The organism is Bacillus timonensis (assembly GCF_004799755.1).
Classification (GTDB): Bacteria; Bacillota; Bacilli; order Bacillales; family Bacillaceae_L; genus Ferdinandcohnia; species Ferdinandcohnia timonensis_A.
In genome coordinates this window covers 1-17,806 of the sequence record NZ_SLUB01000070.1, presented here as the reverse complement: position 1 = coordinate 17,806, position 17,806 = coordinate 1, and the positions used below count along the sequence as shown (strand labels likewise).

Genomic DNA, 17,806 nt, shown 5'->3' with positions numbered 1-17,806 from the left:
CCCCCCACCAAAACTCATTTATTTCACATCTTTTTTTGCTGATTTGAATGAAATACGGTAAACTAATAATATTGTATAAAGGTCCTTAGGCGATGTCCTAGGGCTTTTTTTTCACTACCGTATTCACATCATTTTTGACATACATATTGGGAGTGACCGTAGATGGCATTGCAGGATGAATTTCACTTTATTGACCAAATCAAACCGAAGCGTGTATCACAATCTGGCTTAGTGGCAGGGATTGGGGATGATGCTGCCCTTTTTCGACCAACTTCACATATGGAACAAATCATATGTATGGATACAATGGTAGAGGGTGTTCATTTTAATTCTCACACAATGAATCCTTACCAAATTGGATATAAGGCATTGGCTGTTAATATTAGTGATATTGCGGCAATGGGTGGAATCCCTACCTATTATTTAGTGTCTATTGCGATACCGAAGGATTGGAATGAAGCGGATTTGTTATCGATTTACGAAGGGATGGCAATGCTAGCAGATAAGTATGCGATGGATTTAATAGGTGGTGACACGGTTTCGATTGCTGAAACCTTAGTGATAACCGTTACGGTTCTTGGTGAGGTAGAGACTGGAAAGCACTTTTTGCGAAGTCAAGCAAAGCCAGGAGATGTCATTTTTGTGACTGGAACGGTTGGTGACTCAGCGGCTGGGTTGAATGTGTTATTACATAACGGAATCGAGCACACCTTATCTGAATTCGACGAAGCGCTAATCCGCAAGCATCAATATCCGTTACCGCGAGTTGAGTTTGGAAGACTTTTATCAACTTTTGAACGAGTCTCTTTAAATGATATAAGTGATGGTTTGGCTAGTGAAGCCAATGAAATTGCAAAGGCCAGCGGTGTTATTCTACAAATAGATGAAGATAAGATCCCTTTCAGTGAAGCTATATTAACAAAGTATAGAGATCGTGCTCTTGAGTTTGCATTATACGGTGGAGAGGATTTTGAACTAGTTGGAACAATGGCTCTTTCTGATTGGGACATACTACAGAAAAAGGCAAGTGAACGTGGCTATATCCTTTCGAAAATAGGGACTGTTTCTGATGGTGGTCCAGCTGTATTTTTAAACCGAAACGGGGAATTACAAAAGCTTGAGATGAAGGGGTATAATCATTTTACTAAATAAATAAGGTGGACTTTATGGAAATATTTAAGTTTATATCGAATACATCCGAAGCGACGGAGAATTTTTCGTATAGCCTCGCTAAAAAGCTTGGACCAGGTGATGTCATCACGCTTGAAGGTGATTTAGGTGCAGGAAAAACAACTTTTACAAAAGGGTTGGCTAAAGGACTTGGTATTACGAGAACGGTGAATAGTCCGACGTTTACGATTATAAAGGAATACCATGGGCGAATTCCTTTGTATCATATGGATGTGTATCGTTTAGAGCATAGTGATGAGGATCTCGGATTTGATGAGTATTTTGAGGGTGATGGAGTAACTGTAGTGGAGTGGGCACATCTTATCGAAGATCGTCTGCCAATAGATCGGCTCACCATCAAAATTGAACATGAAGGAGATACAAAACGTACGATTACGGTGATGCCTTCAGGGGAGAGGTATCAACTTTTATGTGAGGAGTTATTTGGCGAATGAAAGTTTTAGCTATAGATACGTCCAACTATGTATTAGGGGTAGCGATTGTCGATGAAGAGAAAGTGATTGGAGAGGTCATTACAAACCTACCAAAAAACCATTCTGTCCGGGTAATGCCAACTATTGAACGGTTAATGAAGGAATGTGGCATAAAGCCTAAGGAACTTGATAAAATTGTAGTGGCGATGGGACCTGGTTCATACACAGGAGTGAGAATTGGAGTCACGATTGCCAAAACATTGGCATGGTCCTTACGAATTCCGTTGGCAGGAGTATCAAGTTTAGAAGTGGTAGCAGCCAATGGCAGGTATTTTAATGGCTTTATTTCACCTTTATTTGATGCGAGAAGGGGCCAAGTATATACAGGTCTTTATCAATATGAAGGCAAGACGCTGACTTGTGTAGAAGAGGATAAAATTGTTTTAGTATCGGATTGGCTTGAGGAGCTTAAAAAGAAAGAAACACCGGTTCTTTTCATTGGCAATGACTTGGTTATCCATAAGGAGCAGATAGAAACAGATTTAGCTCAACTTGCATATGTTGCACCATACACGGATTGGAATCCAAGACCAAGTGAGTTAGTAGAGTTAGGGTTGAAGAAAGAGCCAGTGGATGTTCATACATTTGTGCCAAATTATATTCGCTTAGCTGAAGCCGAGGCGAATTGGTTAGGGAAGAGGCAGGGGTAAGCATGGAAGATACCATTAATCAACAGATACTGTTTCGCTTCATGACGTTAAATGATATTGATGATGTCATGAAGGTTGAGACATCAGCATTTACCGTTCCTTGGAAAAGAGAAGCATTTTATAATGAATTAGTTCATAATCAGTTTGCCAAGTATATTGTGATGACTGATAACGGAAAAGTTATTGGGTATTGTGGGATGTGGCTAATTTTAGATGAATGTCATATTACTAATATTGCAGTGCTGCCAGAATATCGGGGAAAAAAGCTTGGGGAGGCTTTATTGATGCAGGCTAAGCTTTTAGCGATGCAGCATCAGGCAGTTACGATGACGCTTGAGGTGAGAGTGTCCAATCAAATTGCCCAAAATCTCTATAAAAAGTTAGGCTTTAAGCCTGGTGGAATTCGAAAAAATTACTATACAGACAATAATGAAGATGCACTAGTAATGTGGGTGAATTTAAATGAGTGATAATCAATTAATTATGGGAATTGAAACAAGCTGTGATGAAACAGCTGTCTCGATTGTCAAAAACGGGCGGGAAATTTTATCAAATGTGGTTGCCTCTCAAATTGAAAGCCATAAACGCTTTGGTGGGGTCGTACCCGAAATTGCATCTAGACATCATGTTGAAGCAATCACACTTGTGATTGAAGAGGCATTAGAGCAGGCTAATGTGGCTTTTGAGGATATTGATGGAATTGCTGTAACAGAAGGACCTGGTTTAGTAGGTGCTTTACTAATTGGGGTTAATGCGGCAAAAGCAGTAGCATTTGCCCACGATATTCCCCTTTTAGGGGTTCATCATATTGCGGGTCATATTTATGCAAATCGCTTAGTGGAGGAGCTTGAGTTTCCATTATTAGCGTTGGTTGTGTCTGGTGGTCATACGGAGCTTGTATACATGGAGGAGCATGCATCCTTTAAGGTTATCGGGGAAACAAGGGATGATGCTGCTGGTGAGGCGTATGACAAGGTGGCAAGAACACTTAGTCTCCCATATCCAGGTGGGCCTCATATTGATCGCCTGGCGCATGAGGGAACAGCAACGATTGATTTACCAAGAGCATGGCTAGAAGAGGATTCATACGATTTTAGTTTTAGTGGGTTAAAATCAGCTGTCATAAATACTCTGCACAATGCGGAGCAGCGTGGGGAAACAATTGATCCTAAGAATCTAGCAGCAAGTTTTCAGGAAAGTGTCATTGATGTATTAGTGACAAAAACAGTAAAGGCAGCGAAACAGTATCAAGTGAAACAAGTCTTATTAGCTGGGGGAGTTGCGGCAAATAAAGGTTTGCGAGCAGCTTTAGAGGCAGCGTTTTTGCAAATGCCTGAAGTGAAGCTCATTATTCCGCCACTTTCGCTTTGTACAGACAATGCGGCAATGATTGCGGCAGTTGGCAGTGTCTTGTATGAAAAAGGGAAACGTTCGTCATATGCGTTAAATGCAAATCCGGGGTTAGATATCGAAAGTTAAGCCTCCGGCGGATGCCTCAGATTTTAAAAGGAAATGTATAACAAGTTCGATGAAAATCTGGGCGGAAAATACGCCAAGTCGTATTTGATAGGAATAAAGTCCTCTTTAGATAAGAGGATTTTTTGTTGATAAATTATCCACAGATTCACAGGTTATGTGGAAAACTAGAAAAAAACACTGAAATAACTAATCTGCATTTGTGGACATTTAATGTGGATAAATCTGTTGATGAGTGTGGACAATGTGGATAAGTCGGTGCATAACTCGATAATTGTGGAAAAAGAATCAAAAAATCCCCATCCAAACTCTTTGTTTAGATGGGGATAACTTATTTTTTGTAGATAGGTGAAAAGGTCTATCCGCTTATTTCGTGAAGGGATTCCCATTCTTCCATTAGGGCTTCAAGCTTAGCTGTGATTTTCTCGTTCTCTTCATTAATGCGTTGAACTTCCTCATGATTTTGGTAAACTTCAGGGTCACAAAGAAGCTGTTCATTTTCTTCTGTTTTTTCTTCAAGAGAGGATATCTCAACCTCAATCTCTTCAATTCTTCGCTTACGTTGGCGTTCAAGCTTTTTTAATTCCTTTTCTTGCTCATAGGACGTTTTTTCTTGAATCACTTCTCGTTTATCCGCTTTTTTCTCTTGTGTTTCAAGTTTCGCCAATTCTTCCATTTCGAATTTCTTTTCGAGATAATAGTCATAATCACCGAGGTATTCTGTGAGTCCTTCTGGGGATAACTCAAATACCTTTGTTGCAATTCGGTTAATAAAGTATCGGTCATGGGAGACAAAAAGGATAGTCCCAGGATAATCAATTAACGCATTTTCGAGTACTTCCTTACTATCAAGGTCAAGATGGTTTGTTGGCTCGTCAAGAATAAGGAAGTTCGACTTTTCCATCATCAGCTTTGCAAGAGCAAGTCTCGCTTTTTCGCCACCACTTAGTGTAGAAACAATTTTTAACACATCATCCCCTGAAAATAAGAAATTTCCAAGAACTGTACGGATTTCTTTTTCAGGCTTAAGGGGATATTCATCCCATAATTCGTTTAACACCCGTTTATTTGAGTTGAGGTCTGCTTGTTGTTGGTCATAGTAGCCAATGGTTACATGTGAACCGAAACGAATCGTTCCATCGACATGCTCGAGCTTATTGATAACCCCTTTTAGTAGAGTCGATTTCCCAATCCCGTTAGGACCTACTAACGCAATACTATCTTCACGATAAATATTGAAATTGATATTTTTGATTACAGGCTTGTTTTTTTCATAGGAAACGGAGATGTCTTTTGCACTTAACACATCATTTCCGCTTTGTCTTTCAATTTCGAAACGGAAGGAAGCAGATTTTTCATCACCTGATGGCCTGTCCATCAGCTCCATTCGATCAAGCTGTTTTCGTCTGCTTTGAGCGCGTTTCGTTGTTGAAGCTCTGACTAGGTTTTTCGCGATGAAGTCTTTTAGTTTTTCGACTTCTTCCTGTTGTTTTTCATATCTTTTCAAATCAAGCTCATAGTTTTCAGCCTTTAATTTTAAATAGTTGCTGTAGTTACCGACATATTTTGTGCTTGTGTGTCTTGAAATTTCATAGACCTGGTTGACGACTTTATCAAGGAAGTAACGGTCATGGGACACGATTAAGAGCGCACCTGGATAGCCTTGGAGATATTGTTCAAGCCAGGTGAGCGTGCTGATATCGAGGTGGTTTGTCGGCTCATCCAGAATCAATAAATCAGGCTTTGAAAGTAATAGTTTACAAAGGGCTAGGCGTGTCTTTTGACCACCGCTCAAGCTAGATATTTTTGTTTCGTAATATTCTTCTGTAAAATGAAACCCATGTAGAATGGAACGAATATCAGCTTCATATTGATAGCCACCTCGTTCTTTAAAATCGACCTGGAGCTGATCGTATTCTTCAAGGAGTTTTTGATAATCAGCCGGATTTTCAAAAACGGAGGGGTCTCCCATTTTTACTTCAAGGTTTCGTAAGTCTTTTTCTAGTTTCTGTAAGGGTGCAAAGACAGTAAGCATTTCTTGCCAAATGGTAAGCGTTGATTCAAGTCCAGTGTCTTGTGCGAGATAATCGATTGTGACACTTTTCGGCTTAATGATTTCACCGCCATCATGTGACATCTGTCCTGCGATCATTTTTAAAAGAGTCGACTTTCCGGCACCATTTCGACCAACAATAGCAATGCGGTCGCGAGTTTGTACTTCTAATTTTATATTGGATAAAATAAGATCAGCAGCAAAATATTTTTTGAGCTGATTTACTTGTAGTAAAATCATACTATTTCACCTCTTGTTTCTAACAACAGTGTATCTTATATTATCTTAATAGAGCAACTGCAATGATAATGTTCACAGATGTTACAAAGACAGATGTGGTAAAATAGTGTATAGTTTATGGGAGGGTTTGATATATGTCTTCATTTACCCATTTTAATGAGCAAGGTCGAGCAAGAATGGTCGACATTACAGAGAAATCTGATACTGTTCGTACAGCGATTGCAAAATCAAGTATTACTGTAAATAAATTGATTTATGAGCAAATCATAAATAATGAGATTCGCAAGGGAGATGTTCTTGCTGTTTCTCAGGTTGCCGGTATTATGGCAGCTAAAAAAACATCAGAGTTAATTCCGATGTGCCATCCGTTAGCATTAAAGGGCGTCGATATCAGCTTTAATTGGACGACCCAAGATGATTATATTTTACATATTACCGTATCAGTTAAAACAAAGGGCAGTACCGGCGTAGAGATGGAAGCCCTTACGGCCGCATCGGTTTGTGCGTTAACTGTATATGATATGTGTAAAGCAGTTGATAAAGGCATGGTGATTGGACCAACCTATTTAGCTGAAAAAACAGGTGGAAAAAACGGTGATTTTAAAAGGCCAGTACCAGTAGCGGGGGAATAAATATGAATTTGGAACAGTCAAAAATACCACAAGCAACTGCCAAAAGGCTGCCACTTTATTATCGGTTTTTAAAAAACCTGCATGCCTCGGGGAAGCAGAGAGTATCGTCTGCAGAGCTAAGTGATGCAGTCAAGGTTGATTCTGCAACGATTAGGCGTGATTTTTCCTATTTTGGTGCATTGGGAAAAAAAGGGTATGGCTATAATGTGAATTATTTATTATCCTTTTTTAGTAAGACCCTTGATCAGGATGAATTAACAAAGGTTACGTTAATAGGTGTCGGTAATTTAGGTACCGCATTTTTACATTATAATTTCTCAAAAAATAATAATACAAAAATTGAGCTTGCATTTGATGTGGATTATAATAAAGTAGGAAGCAGTATTGGTGGAGTCAAGGTATATCATTTAGATGATCTTGAAAAAGAATTGCCTGATGATGTCACGGTTGCTATTTTAACAGTTCCCGTTGGCGCGGCACAGGCAATTACAGATCGCCTCGTAAGTAAGGGGATTAAAGGTATCCTTAATTTCACACCAGCAAGAATTAATGTGCCTGAACATATTCGAGTCCACCATATTGACTTAGCTGTTGAGCTACAAGCACTTGTTTACTTTTTAAAGCATTATTCGAATGAAGAGTAGAAATATATTTTACACATGTTGGGAGGTGACTTACTGTGGGAAGTCTTGGATTTGGTAGTATCCTATTGATTGTATTTGCAGCGTTACTTATTTTTGGACCGAAGAAGTTACCTCAATTAGGAAGAGCAGCAGGTAATACTTTGCGTGAATTCAAAAACGCAACAAAAGGTTTAGCAGATGATGACGATGATGATGTAAAAAAGAATGAAACTCCTGATGTGAAGTAATGATAGGATGAGTCACATGAACGAAAAAGAAATGTCCGTCTACGATCATATTGGTGAGCTACGAAAACGACTGATTTACGTAGTCTTTTTCTTCTTCATTGTTGCATTAGGAAGCTTTTTTCTAGCAGAGCCGGTCATTCTTTACTTGCAAAATGCAGAGGAAGCAAAAGAACTGACAATGAATGCTTTCCGTATGACAGATCCAATTAAAATATATATGAATTTTGCCTTTATTATTGCACTTGTTATCTCCTCTCCTTTTTTACTCTATCAGCTATGGGCGTTCATCAGTCCAGGTCTGTATGAAAAGGAAAGAAAGGTAACCTTGAGTTATATACCGATTTCGGTAGTCTTGTTTTTAGTAGGGGTCTCATTTTCCTACTTTATTCTATTCCCATTTGTAGTGAATTTTATGACGAGGTTAGCGAATAGCCTTGATATTAACCAAGTTATCGGGATTAATGAGTATTTTCAATTTCTGTTGCAGCTTACCTTGCCGTTTGGCTTTTTGTTTCAGTTGCCGGTAGTTGTCATGTTTCTCACAAGACTTGGAATTGTCACACCGATGTTCTTATCGAAAATACGAAAATATGCGTATTTTATTCTATTAGTAATTGGAGGGTTAATTACACCTCCTGAAATAATCTCTCATTTAATGGTTACTGTACCGTTGTTTGGCTTATATGAAATTAGTATCCTTGTTTCAAGAAGTGCCTATAGAAAGGTGCTTAAAGCGGAAATGATGGCAGCGAATGGTATGGAATAAACAAAAGCTCAGAAAATAGAAATAACCTCCGGATGGAGGTTATTTTTTTTCCTTAGTCACTTTTTTTATTTTGAAGTGCAAGGTTAACATTCGGATGGCCACACCAAAGTCGAATGTTGCGACAACAGCTAGGAGGATTGTGGAAAAGTTCCAGACGGTCTCCGTTGCACTATTAATTGCAATATAAGTAAATAAAATTCCCATTAATGCGTAAATGATGCCCATGGCAAAAGGTGAAGTTCTTCGCATAAATTAAAAGCCTCCAATAAATGTCTGTTGCAGCTTCTCGGCTTGCTTCATGATCCTTTCTATATCATCTGCAAAAACTGTCTGAACCACTACAACAAAAGTATTCATCGCCACATGTGCAAAAATTGGTACAATAATTCGTTTTGTTTGTACATAAAGGAATGCAAAGGTAAAGCCCATTGCAGTATAGATAAGGATATGAGTGAAATCCATATGTACAACCGCAAAAATTAATGAACTAATTAAGCCAGAGATGAAAAAGTTAAATTTTTTATATAAAGAACCAAAGATAATTTGGCGGAAAATAATCTCTTCCAGAATTGGACCAATCACCGAAACAACAATGACTAACAATGGCAAAGATTTTACCAGTGTCAAAATTTCTTGGGTGTTCTCAGATCCTGGCTCAATGCCAAATAAATGAATTTCAATATTTGCCGCAACCACCTGGGCTGTCATGGCCATAAAAATACCTGCAATCGCCCATCCAATTGCCTCACCTTTAGAGGAACGTCGTAAGTTCTGATGTCTCTCTCTCATATCTTGCCTTAATAAAAATAAAACAATCGGAAGTGCAGCGACAAAACTAATAACAGTCCAAAGTGCAATAATTGTATTTGTAGCAGTGGCTGGATCTAAGTTTTTTCCAACACCTAAAGATAGTAAAAGCGGAATCCCTAAAATCCCAGAGAACTGCATGACGATGTACGTTAATATGACATACCAATATCTAGCTTTCATGAAAATCTCCTTTTTATAGACGGAATGATTGAAAATTGTCCACCTTTTGTATTGTAACATATATTCATTTCTTTCCTTTAGTATAATGCAAATTCGAAATTTCATTGAAAGAAAATAAATTGTTGGTTTATTTTTCCTGTTTGTAACATAGGATAGGTAGGGTGGACAAATATTACATGTAAAAATGAATCTTTTTTCCAAATTTCTATATCAAATGACTTGCAAAATGGCTAGAGATTATTTAATATAATAATTGTGTTAGCACTCAGGTGGTTTGAGTGCTAATAAGAAAACGAAACTAATATTTAAATTATTTGAGGAGGTCGTTTCACTTGTTAAAGCCATTAGGTGATCGCGTTGTTATTGAACTAGTTGAATCAGAGGAAAAAACTGCAAGCGGAATCGTATTACCAGATTCTGCAAAGGAAAAGCCTCAAGAAGGTAAAGTAGTTGCTGTTGGTACAGGTCGTGTTCTAGACAGTGGTGAAAAGGTAGCTTTAGAGGTTGCGGTTGGTGATCGCATTATCTTCTCAAAATATGCAGGTACTGAAGTGAAATACGAAGGTACTGAATACTTAATTTTACGTGAAAGCGACATTTTAGCTGTTATTGGTTAATAAAAAGCAGCATTTTATATCATAAGAAACATTAACTTTATTCAGAAAAGACCTGAATAAAGTTAAATGCCTCCGGCGGATGCCACGATTTTTCAAAGGAAACTTTTCGAGCTTGCTCGAAAAAAATCGGGCGCAAATACGCCAAGGCACATTTGATTATATTGAGGAGGGCTTAATTATGGCAAAAGAAATTAAATTTAGTGAAGATGCTCGTCGCGCAATGCTACGTGGTGTTGATGCATTAGCAAATGCTGTAAAAGTAACATTAGGACCAAAAGGGCGTAACGTGGTTCTTGAGAAAAAATTTGGTTCACCACTTATCACAAATGATGGTGTAACAATTGCAAAAGAAATCGAACTAGAAGATGCATTCGAAAACATGGGTGCTAAGCTTGTAGCTGAAGTTGCTAGCAAAACAAATGATGTTGCTGGTGACGGTACGACTACTGCAACTGTTCTTGCACAAGCAATGATTCGCGAAGGCTTAAAGAACGTTACAGCGGGTGCAAACCCAATGGTAGTTCGCAGAGGTATTGAAAAAGCTGTAACTACAGCTGTTGAAGAATTAAAAGCTATTTCAAAACCTATTGAAGGTAAAGAATCTATCGCACAAGTTGCTGCTATTTCTTCAGATGACAATGAAGTTGGCCAATTAATCGCTGAAGCAATGGAGCGCGTTGGTAACGACGGTGTTATTACAATTGAAGAATCTAAAGGCTTCTCTACTGAACTAGAAGTAGTAGAAGGTATGCAATTTGACCGTGGATATGCTTCTCCATACATGGTAACTGATTCTGATAAAATGGAAGCAGTTCTTGAAAATCCATATGTATTAATTACGGATAAAAAGATTTCTAGCATTCAAGAAATCCTACCAGTATTAGAGCAAGTTGTTCAACAAGGTAAGCCATTATTACTAATCGCTGAAGATGTTGAAGGTGAAGCACTTGCAACTCTAGTTGTGAACAAGCTTCGTGGTACATTCAATGCAGTAGCTGTTAAAGCTCCTGGATTCGGTGACCGTCGTAAAGCAATGCTAGAAGATATTGCTATCTTAACTGGTGGTCAAGTAATCACTGAAGATTTAGGTTTAGACCTTAAATCTGCTGACATCACTCAATTAGGTCGCGCTTCTAAGATCGTTGTAACAAAAGAAAATACGACTATCGTTGAAGGTGCAGGCGAATCTGACAAGATCGCAGCTCGCGTTAACAATATCCGTGTTCAAATGGAAGAAACTACTTCTGAATTTGACAAAGAAAAATTACAAGAGCGCCTAGCTAAATTAGCTGGTGGAGTTGCAGTTATCAAAGTTGGTGCTGCTACTGAAACTGAACTAAAAGAACGCAAACTTCGTATTGAAGATGCTCTTAACGCAACTCGCGCAGCAGTTGAAGAAGGTATCGTTTCAGGTGGTGGTACTGCACTTGTGAACGTATATAACAAAGTAGCTGCTATCGAATTAGCTGGAGACGAAGCAACTGGTGTGAACATCGTTCTTCGTGCATTAGAAGAGCCAGTACGTCAAATCGCTCACAACGCTGGGCTTGAAGGATCTGTTGTTGTGGAACGCTTGAAAAACGAAGAAATCGGAATTGGCTTCAACGCAGCAACTGGCGAGTGGGTAAACATGATTGACGCTGGTATCGTTGACCCAACTAAGGTAACTCGTTCTGCACTTCAAAACGCAGCATCTGTATCAGCTATGTTCTTAACAACTGAAGCAGTCATTGCTGACCTACCAGAAAAAGATGCTCCTGCAATGCCTGACATGGGCGGCATGGGTGGAATGGGCGGCATGATGTAATAAACGCCCTCAAACCCTTGATATATAAGGGTTTTATGTAAGATGAGAGTGGAATGTGTTAACATTTTGTTAACATGAGGTTTTTAACGGAGGCTTCTCATGAGTTGAGCAAACTTGTGGGAAGCTTCTTTTTTCATTTCTTGCGTGACATGAAGGTAAACATTTTTCGTAATCTGATCATCAGTATGGCCAAGCCTGTCCATGATTTGTTCTAGTGAGACACATGCCTCGGCAAGAAGTGACGTATGAGTATGTCGCAAAGAGTGTGGTGTTAACTCTTTATTCAGGCCAGCCATGGTAAGCAGCCTTTTCATACGTTCACGAACGTTTTTTATGACAATGGGGATAACCAAATTGTCGTTCCATCTTCGCAAAGATAAAGTCCTTTCTATAGTAATTGTTACCTAATTGCTCTTATTCCGAACTTTTTTTAAAGCTTTGATGACATCTTCATCCACAACTATTTTCTTCCTTGATTTTCGGGCTTTGTTTGTACCAATGGGAAGATGTAATCGGAGGTTTTCTAAATAAAAAATGAGGAGGCCTGGCTTTCCAACCGGGCTTCATGTTAGAGTTAAGGGAGAAACCTTAACCATAAATAAAATTGCAGGTCCTAGCTATACAACAGTTGGCTACTAATATGATGCGAAAATTACTGTTCAGGGTGCAGAGAATGGCTCTGTAGCAAAAACGATTTACAGTTGACTTCACGAACTGTAATATTTAAATATACAGTATAGTCAGTAGGAAATGAGCTGGAAAATATGAAGTAGTGTGTAAGTATCTGTATATCCTTCAAGTTGTACTTCTTGCCGAAAGCAAAAGCTTGGCTTGAAGAACATCATATTGAGTATATTGAAAGAAACATATTTTTCAATCCCCTTTAAATGCATTTTATAAATTAATAATCAAGTACCCTCAAATGTTGCACCGGCCAATTATCCAAGACGAAAAAAGATTACAGGTTGGCTATAACGAGGAAGAGATCCGCAGCTTTTATTCATGGTTAAGAGTTGATACAATACTTCTAATTAGATACTTGACAAGATGAACTGTAATATTTATTATTACACTATGTTGATTGATTTAAAAAAAGATGCAGAAGTATATGTAAAGCAAAAAGGTGATTAGTTGTGTTGATTTCTAAGGAGGCAGGCCATGAATAGTGATTTTACACTTGCCATTCATAGTTTAACTTATCTTGCGTTGCAGCCGGACCGTATGTCAACAAGTGATGGTATCTCAGAGAGTGCTGGTGTCCACCCAGTACGCATACGTAAAGTGCTAAGCTTGTTAAAAAAACATGGATTTATAATATCAAAAGAAGGAACCGGCGGCGGATTTATTTTTACTCTAGAGCTGAGTGAAGTTAATCTTTGGGATATATATATGATAACCTCTGAAGGTGCTTTGCAGCCTAAGTGTCCTGATTCAAATGAAAAGTGTATTGTGGGAGCGAATATGAAAAGAGTATTATTTACAATTTTCTTAGGTGCAGAAGAACATTTGGGTGAATATTTAAAGAACTATACAATTAAAGAAGTTGTCGATCTTGTAAATCAAGAACAAAATAGCGGCTGTGACTGATGGCCGTAGACTTCTTTTTATTAAATGTAATAAAAAGTATTACAGATTCATCTAGGTGATATATCCCCGATGACTGTAGCTTAAAAAAGGTACTTTCTTGATTACATTCATAAACTACAAAAATAACTTAAGAAGGTGAAAAAGGATGTTGACGAATGGTAATTCCGTTTTGAAAACAGGTGATTGGATTAAGGGGAAATCAGGGAATGGGGAATTAATAATTGGTTATATTGAGTCCCAGAGTATTCTGGATGGAGTCGTTAAAGTAACGGTTGCTACGAGTGACAATCGTGAAACGCTTGGCAAAACAATACCGATTTTAAGTAAAAATGTTAGGAAACTGCCACTTTCTAAGGTGGTAAACAAGGAACAAATTCTATTTCTCATAGACTTGGCATTATTTACGGGGGATGAGGCATGGTTTATTGAGCTTTCTTCCAAGTTAAACTCAATTAAACAGATTGTTGGTGGAGTACATTAAAAATTATACAAATTATATATAGATTTTTACAATTAAATTACAATGTGTTTGGAAATATTCATTTTTCGTGAAAAATTTGCGATTATCCAATATATTTTTATTTTTTGAGGAGTGTTAAACATGGCTAATATGAAAGTAAATGTGAACGCTGTTTGGAATGACGGAGTAAAAGGGAATGGAACTCTTAATGCAAACTTCCTTGAAACAAAAATTGCAATACCTACATCCATAGGAGGAAGCGGGGATGGAGCAAATCCGAAAGAGGTACTTGTTTCATCTGTGACAACTTGTTATACAGCAACTCTTGTGTTTGTGCTCGAAAGTAGAAAGTTACCTGTAGTGGAGCTTACGGTGGGTTCTGAGGCCAACATAGCTGATAATGAGTTTAAAATTACGCATTATCCACATATTGTTTTATCCTCTGATGCAACTCAAGAACAGATCGAATCAGCACAAAGAGCTGCAGAAGCGGCAGAAAAGGGATGCGAAGTTGGAAATCTATTGAAAAAAGCAGATGTAAAAATCAAGGTTCAAGCCAAAGTTTCCGCTAAGTAAAGCATTGACCTGAATATTTAAATAATTTTTTAGCGTAGAGGAGCAGTTTCAACACGACAGATGAACAGATTGTCGAAGTTGCCCATGAAACCGCAAGCATTGTGAGGCGCTTAAGAAAACAAATTCTTTTAAAGTATGTTTACACGAAAAGTCGAGGTGAAAGAATTGGCAACAAAGGATCTAAAAAATATAAGAGTTGTTGTTGGAATGTCTGGTGGTGTGGACTCATCGGTTGCAGCCCTTCTTTTAAAACAACAAGGCTATGATGTTATCGGTATTTTTATGAAAAACTGGGACGATACAGATGAAAATGGAGTATGTACGGCTACTGAAGATTACGATGATGTCATTCGCGTCTGCAATCAAATAGGAATTCCATACTATGCTGTTAATTTTGAAAAACAATATTGGGACCAGGTTTTTACTTATTTTTTAGAGGAATATAAAGCTGGCCGAACACCTAATCCAGACGTCATGTGTAACAAAGAAATTAAATTTAAAGCCTTTTTGGAGCATGCGATTAACCTTGGAGCTGACTATGTGGCAACAGGTCATTATGCTCGGGTTGTTTATCGTGATGGGGAATATAAAATGCTTCGGGGGATTGATCAAAATAAGGACCAGACCTATTTTCTTAACCAATTATCACAGGAACAGCTCAGCAAAGTACTGTTCCCAATAGGTGAACTTGAGAAATCCAAAGTTCGTGAAATTGCCATGGAAGCAGGCCTTGCGACTGCTACGAAAAAAGACAGTACCGGAATTTGCTTCATTGGCGAGCGGAATTTTAAAGATTTCTTAAGCAATTATCTTCCTGCTAAAACTGGGAAGATGGAAACCTTTGATGGTCAAGTTAAGGGTACGCATGATGGATTAATGTATTATACTATTGGCCAGCGCCATGGACTGGGAATTGGCGGTTCAGGTGAACCCTGGTTTGCGATAGGAAAAGATTTAAAACGAAATGTTCTTTATGTTGGACAAGGGTTTCATCATGAAAAACTATATTCTGATTCCATTATCGCCGACAAAGTCAGCTGGGTATCCAATTTAGAGAAACCACAGGAATTTGAATGCACAGCTAAATTCCGTTATCGTCAAGAAGATCATAAAGTGACTGTCCGACTTTTGGAAAATGATCAAGTACAGGTGCTTTTCCATCAGCCAATAAGAGCAATCACACCGGGACAATCGGCTGTATTCTATCAAGGAGAAGAATGCCTTGGCGGTGGTACGATTGAAAAAGCATTCAAAAATGGTGAAGGACTTACCTATGTTGGGTAATACTGGGGGGCTGACTCAAAAGGTCGTTAAAGACGACTTTAATGAGTCAGTTTTTTCTTTCATTCGGATAATCGCAGTCCAATGGCATCGACCTTCCAAACATTACTTGAGAAACTTGGTATCCAGAGCTCCTTTTCTAGACCAAGAGTAAGCAACGATAACCCTTATTCTGAAGCTATGTTTCGTACAATGAAGTACCGACCTGAATTTCCTTATAAAGGATTTGAAAACTTATCGCTAGCTCGAGAATGGACCCGTACGTTTGTCCATTGGTACACCTGTGAGCATCAGCAATAGTGGGCATAAATTTGTGACACCTGAAGAGGTCCATTCAGGTGAATATATCAATGTGCTAAAAAATAGAGAAATAGTTTATGAGCAAGCAAAACAGAAATTTCTTTTAGTCAGCCTTTTGGATTATGCAATTTTGGAAATGATTTGGTTAATTTCTAATAAGGCCCTTGATTCATCATTAGCGGGCTGGTAACCTTTTCAATTAGTTCTTTTATGTATAATTTATTTTAAATAAAAGAAAACACAATCCCCGTTACAGTTGAACCAATCGACAGCGTAAATGATCCAAATACTCCGTAATTAAGCATTATAATAGCCTTTGCTAAAAAATAATATTATTATTCGAAAGGTGTCACGCTATGTTTGGTATAATCCACTCTTTTTAGTTTGTCTAAAAGATGGGAGAAGGTTTATCAGCAAAGATTGTAATAGTTAATAAAAGTAATTAAAGGAGCATTCCTGTTAGAAGGATTTTCGGGGACTTGAACAAAAAAGAGCCCTCTTGGTATGATACGGGGTGTCAAGATCTGCAGAAATTGACCCCTAATTTGTTAACCAAGGAGGACTCCATAATGGATTTTAAACAAAATCAAAAAATTAATCAAGTCACTGAAAAAACACTAGTAGTCGGAATCGATATTGCTAAGCGAACACATTTTGCTTGCTTTGTTGATGATCGTGGCCGTGTGCTCCAAAAATCGTTTTCCTTGTCCCAAGCTGGAAATGGTTTCGATTATTTCTATAAACGCATTCTGGATGCAATGAAAGAAAACGAAAAAACTGAGGTTATTATTGGTATTGAACCAACGGGCCACTATTGGCTGAATTTAGCTTACTTCCTTGAGGAACGAGGCATACCTTTGGCGATGGTTAATCCAATGCATGTCAGACGGTCAAAAGAGTTGGATGATAATCTTCCGACTAAACATGATCGTAAGGATGCATTAGTAATTGCTCGTCTCGTAAAAGATGGTCGCTTCAGCTATCCCCGTATCTTAAAAGGTATGGAAGCTGAACTTCGCGTTGGATCATCTTTCAAAAGTAAGCTCACTGAGGAATTAGGCGCTATCAAAAACATGATGATTCGCTGGTTAGATCGCTATTTTCCTGAATTCACTCAGGTGTTTCCGTCATTCGGAAAAATGTCTTTGGCTGCACTTGAATGTACTCCATTTCCAAGTGATCTTCAACAGAAACAACCCGATGAAGTTTTATCCCTTTATCGAAAGGTTGAGGGGCTTAAATCCCCCCAAAGGCCTAAAGCAGTGCGCCTTATTGAGGTCGCTGCTAATTCTATCGGAGTAACAGAAGGACATGAGATGGCCCGAATTGAAATCACCACACTTGTCCGCCGTTACCATCAACTAGAAAAAGATATTGAAAGCATTAATCAACGCTTAGTTGAACTTGTAAAAACATCAGTAGAATACGAATGGCTATCAACTGTTGAAGGAATTGGAGATAACACTATTGTCGATTTATTAGCCGAAATAGGAAGCTTTTCACACTACGAGAATCCACGCCAATTAATCAAACTCGCGGGATTAACGTTACGCGAAAATTCCTCTGGGCTGCATAAAGGACAAAAACGCATCTCTAAACGAGGCAGAAGGAAACTACGTGCTCTACTGTTCCGAGTTATGATGCCGATGATTCGTCACAATGAAGCTTTCAAAAAGCTACACGAGTATTACACAAACCGTCAGGTTAATCCTTTACGTAAGAAGCAATCTATCGTGGTTCTATGCGGAAAACTATTAAAAGTATTACACGGAATTTGCACGAAGCACAAAGCGTTTGACGCACAGCGAATGATGAGGGATATTCCTGGTCTCGAAG

The 17,806-nt window shown here is 38.4% G+C and carries 22 protein-coding genes and 1 pseudogene; 19 read left to right on the top strand and 4 right to left on the bottom strand.

What is annotated here, in order from left to right; translation table 11 throughout:
- Positions 1 to 162 precede the first annotated feature (162 nt).
- The 5 genes from thiL to tsaD are packed head-to-tail and all read left to right on the top strand — an operon-like array spanning position 163 to position 3,793.
- Complete coding sequence (gene thiL / locus E1I69_RS21745) at positions 163 to 1,152, top strand: thiamine-phosphate kinase (protein ID WP_136381632.1); 990 nt, start codon at positions 163 to 165, stop codon at positions 1,150 to 1,152.
- Positions 1,153 to 1,166: 14 nt separating this feature from the next.
- Positions 1,167 to 1,625 (top strand): tRNA (adenosine(37)-N6)-threonylcarbamoyltransferase complex ATPase subunit type 1 TsaE, encoded by a 459-nt coding sequence (tsaE, locus tag E1I69_RS21740; RefSeq protein WP_136381631.1) that lies wholly within the window; start codon positions 1,167 to 1,169, stop codon positions 1,623 to 1,625.
- A complete protein-coding gene (gene tsaB / locus E1I69_RS21735; protein WP_136381630.1) occupies positions 1,622 to 2,314 on the top strand; it encodes a tRNA (adenosine(37)-N6)-threonylcarbamoyltransferase complex dimerization subunit type 1 TsaB in 693 nt (230 codons plus the stop codon). The genes tsaE and tsaB overlap by 4 nt, the downstream gene beginning before the upstream one ends.
- A gap of 2 nt (positions 2,315 to 2,316) precedes the next feature.
- A complete protein-coding gene (gene rimI, locus E1I69_RS21730) occupies positions 2,317 to 2,784 on the top strand; it encodes a ribosomal protein S18-alanine N-acetyltransferase (protein ID WP_431731901.1) in 468 nt (155 codons plus the stop codon).
- Positions 2,777 to 3,793 (top strand): tRNA (adenosine(37)-N6)-threonylcarbamoyltransferase complex transferase subunit TsaD, encoded by a 1,017-nt coding sequence (gene tsaD, locus E1I69_RS21725; protein ID WP_136381629.1) that lies wholly within the window; start codon positions 2,777 to 2,779, stop codon positions 3,791 to 3,793. The genes rimI and tsaD overlap by 8 nt, the downstream gene beginning before the upstream one ends.
- Before the next feature lie 355 nt (positions 3,794 to 4,148).
- On the opposite strand, the gene E1I69_RS21720 is transcribed toward tsaD, so the two are convergent.
- Positions 4,149 to 6,083 carry an ABC-F family ATP-binding cassette domain-containing protein gene (locus E1I69_RS21720; RefSeq protein WP_136381628.1) on the bottom strand — a complete coding sequence of 645 codons (1,935 nt, stop codon included), beginning with the start codon at positions 6,081 to 6,083 and terminating at the stop codon, positions 4,149 to 4,151.
- Between the two features lie 134 nt (positions 6,084 to 6,217).
- Between E1I69_RS21720 and moaC the strand changes: the two genes are divergently transcribed.
- The 4 genes from moaC to tatC are packed head-to-tail and all read left to right on the top strand — an operon-like array spanning position 6,218 to position 8,352.
- Positions 6,218 to 6,715, top strand: coding sequence for a cyclic pyranopterin monophosphate synthase MoaC (gene moaC, locus E1I69_RS21715; protein ID WP_136381627.1), 498 nt, complete (start codon positions 6,218 to 6,220; stop codon positions 6,713 to 6,715).
- Positions 6,716 to 6,717: 2 nt separating this feature from the next.
- Positions 6,718 to 7,359 carry a redox-sensing transcriptional repressor Rex gene (locus tag E1I69_RS21710; RefSeq protein ID WP_136381626.1) on the top strand — a complete coding sequence of 214 codons (642 nt, stop codon included), beginning with the start codon at positions 6,718 to 6,720 and terminating at the stop codon, positions 7,357 to 7,359.
- 35 nt (positions 7,360 to 7,394) lie between these two features.
- Positions 7,395 to 7,586 (top strand): twin-arginine translocase TatA/TatE family subunit, encoded by a 192-nt coding sequence (locus tag E1I69_RS21705; RefSeq protein ID WP_136381625.1) that lies wholly within the window; start codon positions 7,395 to 7,397, stop codon positions 7,584 to 7,586.
- Positions 7,587 to 7,602: 16 nt separating this feature from the next.
- On the top strand, positions 7,603 to 8,352 hold the full coding sequence (gene tatC / locus E1I69_RS21700; RefSeq protein WP_136381624.1) for a twin-arginine translocase subunit TatC: 750 nt from the start codon (positions 7,603 to 7,605) through the stop codon (positions 8,350 to 8,352).
- Between the two features lie 39 nt (positions 8,353 to 8,391).
- On the opposite strand, the gene E1I69_RS21695 is transcribed toward tatC, so the two are convergent.
- Entirely contained in the window at positions 8,392 to 8,601 is a 210-nt protein-coding gene (locus tag E1I69_RS21695; RefSeq protein WP_136381623.1) for a YdiK family protein, read from the bottom strand.
- 3 nt (positions 8,602 to 8,604) lie between these two features.
- Positions 8,605 to 9,342: a CPBP family intramembrane glutamic endopeptidase gene (locus tag E1I69_RS21690; RefSeq protein ID WP_116354373.1), complete on the bottom strand. Its 738-nt coding sequence runs from the start codon at positions 9,340 to 9,342 to the stop codon at positions 8,605 to 8,607.
- Positions 9,343 to 9,674: 332 nt separating this feature from the next.
- Here E1I69_RS21690 and groES point away from each other — a divergent pair, with 332 nt between their 5' ends.
- Both groES and groL read left to right on the top strand, forming a co-directional pair.
- Positions 9,675 to 9,959 (top strand): co-chaperone GroES, encoded by a 285-nt coding sequence (gene groES, locus E1I69_RS21685; RefSeq protein WP_010285540.1) that lies wholly within the window; start codon positions 9,675 to 9,677, stop codon positions 9,957 to 9,959.
- A gap of 178 nt (positions 9,960 to 10,137) precedes the next feature.
- Positions 10,138 to 11,766, top strand: a complete 1,629-nt coding sequence (groL, locus tag E1I69_RS21680; protein ID WP_136381622.1) for a chaperonin GroEL — start codon at positions 10,138 to 10,140, stop codon at positions 11,764 to 11,766.
- A gap of 83 nt (positions 11,767 to 11,849) precedes the next feature.
- Here groL and E1I69_RS21675 read toward each other — a convergent pair whose 3' ends face one another.
- Positions 11,850 to 12,140 carry a tyrosine-type recombinase/integrase gene (locus E1I69_RS21675; protein ID WP_242634671.1) on the bottom strand — a complete coding sequence of 97 codons (291 nt, stop codon included), beginning with the start codon at positions 12,138 to 12,140 and terminating at the stop codon, positions 11,850 to 11,852.
- A gap of 421 nt (positions 12,141 to 12,561) precedes the next feature.
- Between E1I69_RS21675 and E1I69_RS21670 the strand changes: the two are divergent.
- The 8 genes and pseudogenes from E1I69_RS21670 to E1I69_RS21640 all read left to right on the top strand — a co-directional run.
- Positions 12,562 to 12,817 (top strand): annotated as a pseudogene (locus tag E1I69_RS21670) (ArsC/Spx/MgsR family protein); the annotation flags it as partial.
- A 107-nt stretch (positions 12,818 to 12,924) separates the two neighbouring features.
- Positions 12,925 to 13,353: an RrF2 family transcriptional regulator gene (locus E1I69_RS21665; RefSeq protein ID WP_136381621.1), complete on the top strand. Its 429-nt coding sequence runs from the start codon at positions 12,925 to 12,927 to the stop codon at positions 13,351 to 13,353.
- Between the two features lie 145 nt (positions 13,354 to 13,498).
- Entirely contained in the window at positions 13,499 to 13,834 is a 336-nt protein-coding gene (locus tag E1I69_RS21660) for an IDEAL domain-containing protein (protein ID WP_136381620.1), read from the top strand.
- Between the two features lie 120 nt (positions 13,835 to 13,954).
- Positions 13,955 to 14,389, top strand: coding sequence for an OsmC family protein (locus tag E1I69_RS21655; RefSeq protein WP_136381619.1), 435 nt, complete (start codon positions 13,955 to 13,957; stop codon positions 14,387 to 14,389).
- A 165-nt stretch (positions 14,390 to 14,554) separates the two neighbouring features.
- A complete protein-coding gene (mnmA, locus tag E1I69_RS21650) occupies positions 14,555 to 15,673 on the top strand; it encodes a tRNA 2-thiouridine(34) synthase MnmA (protein WP_278186185.1) in 1,119 nt (372 codons plus the stop codon).
- Between the two features lie 81 nt (positions 15,674 to 15,754).
- Positions 15,755 to 15,970 (top strand): integrase core domain-containing protein, encoded by a 216-nt coding sequence (locus tag E1I69_RS25540; RefSeq protein WP_136381617.1) that lies wholly within the window; start codon positions 15,755 to 15,757, stop codon positions 15,968 to 15,970.
- Entirely contained in the window at positions 15,936 to 16,160 is a 225-nt protein-coding gene (locus E1I69_RS24540; protein ID WP_162604329.1) for a hypothetical protein, read from the top strand. The genes E1I69_RS25540 and E1I69_RS24540 overlap by 35 nt, the downstream gene beginning before the upstream one ends.
- Before the next feature lie 379 nt (positions 16,161 to 16,539).
- Positions 16,540 to 17,806: IS110 family transposase (locus tag E1I69_RS21640; RefSeq protein ID WP_136381616.1), on the top strand; the 1,267-nt coding region annotated here is incomplete at its 3' end.

Bases quoted from the DNA above. Each gene is read 5' to 3' on its own strand.
- rimI (WP_431731901.1), top strand. From the start codon at position 2,317: ATGGAAGATACCATTAATCAACAGATACTGTTTCGCTTCATGACGTTA.
- thiL (WP_136381632.1), top strand. From the start codon at position 163: ATGGCATTGCAGGATGAATTTCACTTTATTGACCAAATCAAACCGAAG.
- tsaB (WP_136381630.1), top strand. From the start codon at position 1,622: ATGAAAGTTTTAGCTATAGATACGTCCAACTATGTATTAGGGGTAGCG.
- tatC (WP_136381624.1), top strand. From the start codon at position 7,603: ATGAACGAAAAAGAAATGTCCGTCTACGATCATATTGGTGAGCTACGA.
- groL (WP_136381622.1), top strand. From the start codon at position 10,138: ATGGCAAAAGAAATTAAATTTAGTGAAGATGCTCGTCGCGCAATGCTA.
- E1I69_RS25540 (WP_136381617.1), top strand. From the start codon at position 15,755: ATGGCATCGACCTTCCAAACATTACTTGAGAAACTTGGTATCCAGAGC.
- E1I69_RS21690 (WP_116354373.1), bottom strand. From the start codon at position 9,342: ATGAAAGCTAGATATTGGTATGTCATATTAACGTACATCGTCATGCAG.
- tsaE (WP_136381631.1), top strand. From the start codon at position 1,167: ATGGAAATATTTAAGTTTATATCGAATACATCCGAAGCGACGGAGAAT.
- E1I69_RS21660 (WP_136381620.1), top strand. From the start codon at position 13,499: ATGTTGACGAATGGTAATTCCGTTTTGAAAACAGGTGATTGGATTAAG.
- moaC (WP_136381627.1), top strand. From the start codon at position 6,218: ATGTCTTCATTTACCCATTTTAATGAGCAAGGTCGAGCAAGAATGGTC.
- E1I69_RS21655 (WP_136381619.1), top strand. From the start codon at position 13,955: ATGGCTAATATGAAAGTAAATGTGAACGCTGTTTGGAATGACGGAGTA.
- E1I69_RS21710 (WP_136381626.1), top strand. From the start codon at position 6,718: ATGAATTTGGAACAGTCAAAAATACCACAAGCAACTGCCAAAAGGCTG.
- E1I69_RS21695 (WP_136381623.1), bottom strand. From the start codon at position 8,601: ATGCGAAGAACTTCACCTTTTGCCATGGGCATCATTTACGCATTAATG.
- E1I69_RS21720 (WP_136381628.1), bottom strand. From the start codon at position 6,083: ATGATTTTACTACAAGTAAATCAGCTCAAAAAATATTTTGCTGCTGAT.
- tsaD (WP_136381629.1), top strand. From the start codon at position 2,777: ATGAGTGATAATCAATTAATTATGGGAATTGAAACAAGCTGTGATGAA.
- E1I69_RS21665 (WP_136381621.1), top strand. From the start codon at position 12,925: ATGAATAGTGATTTTACACTTGCCATTCATAGTTTAACTTATCTTGCG.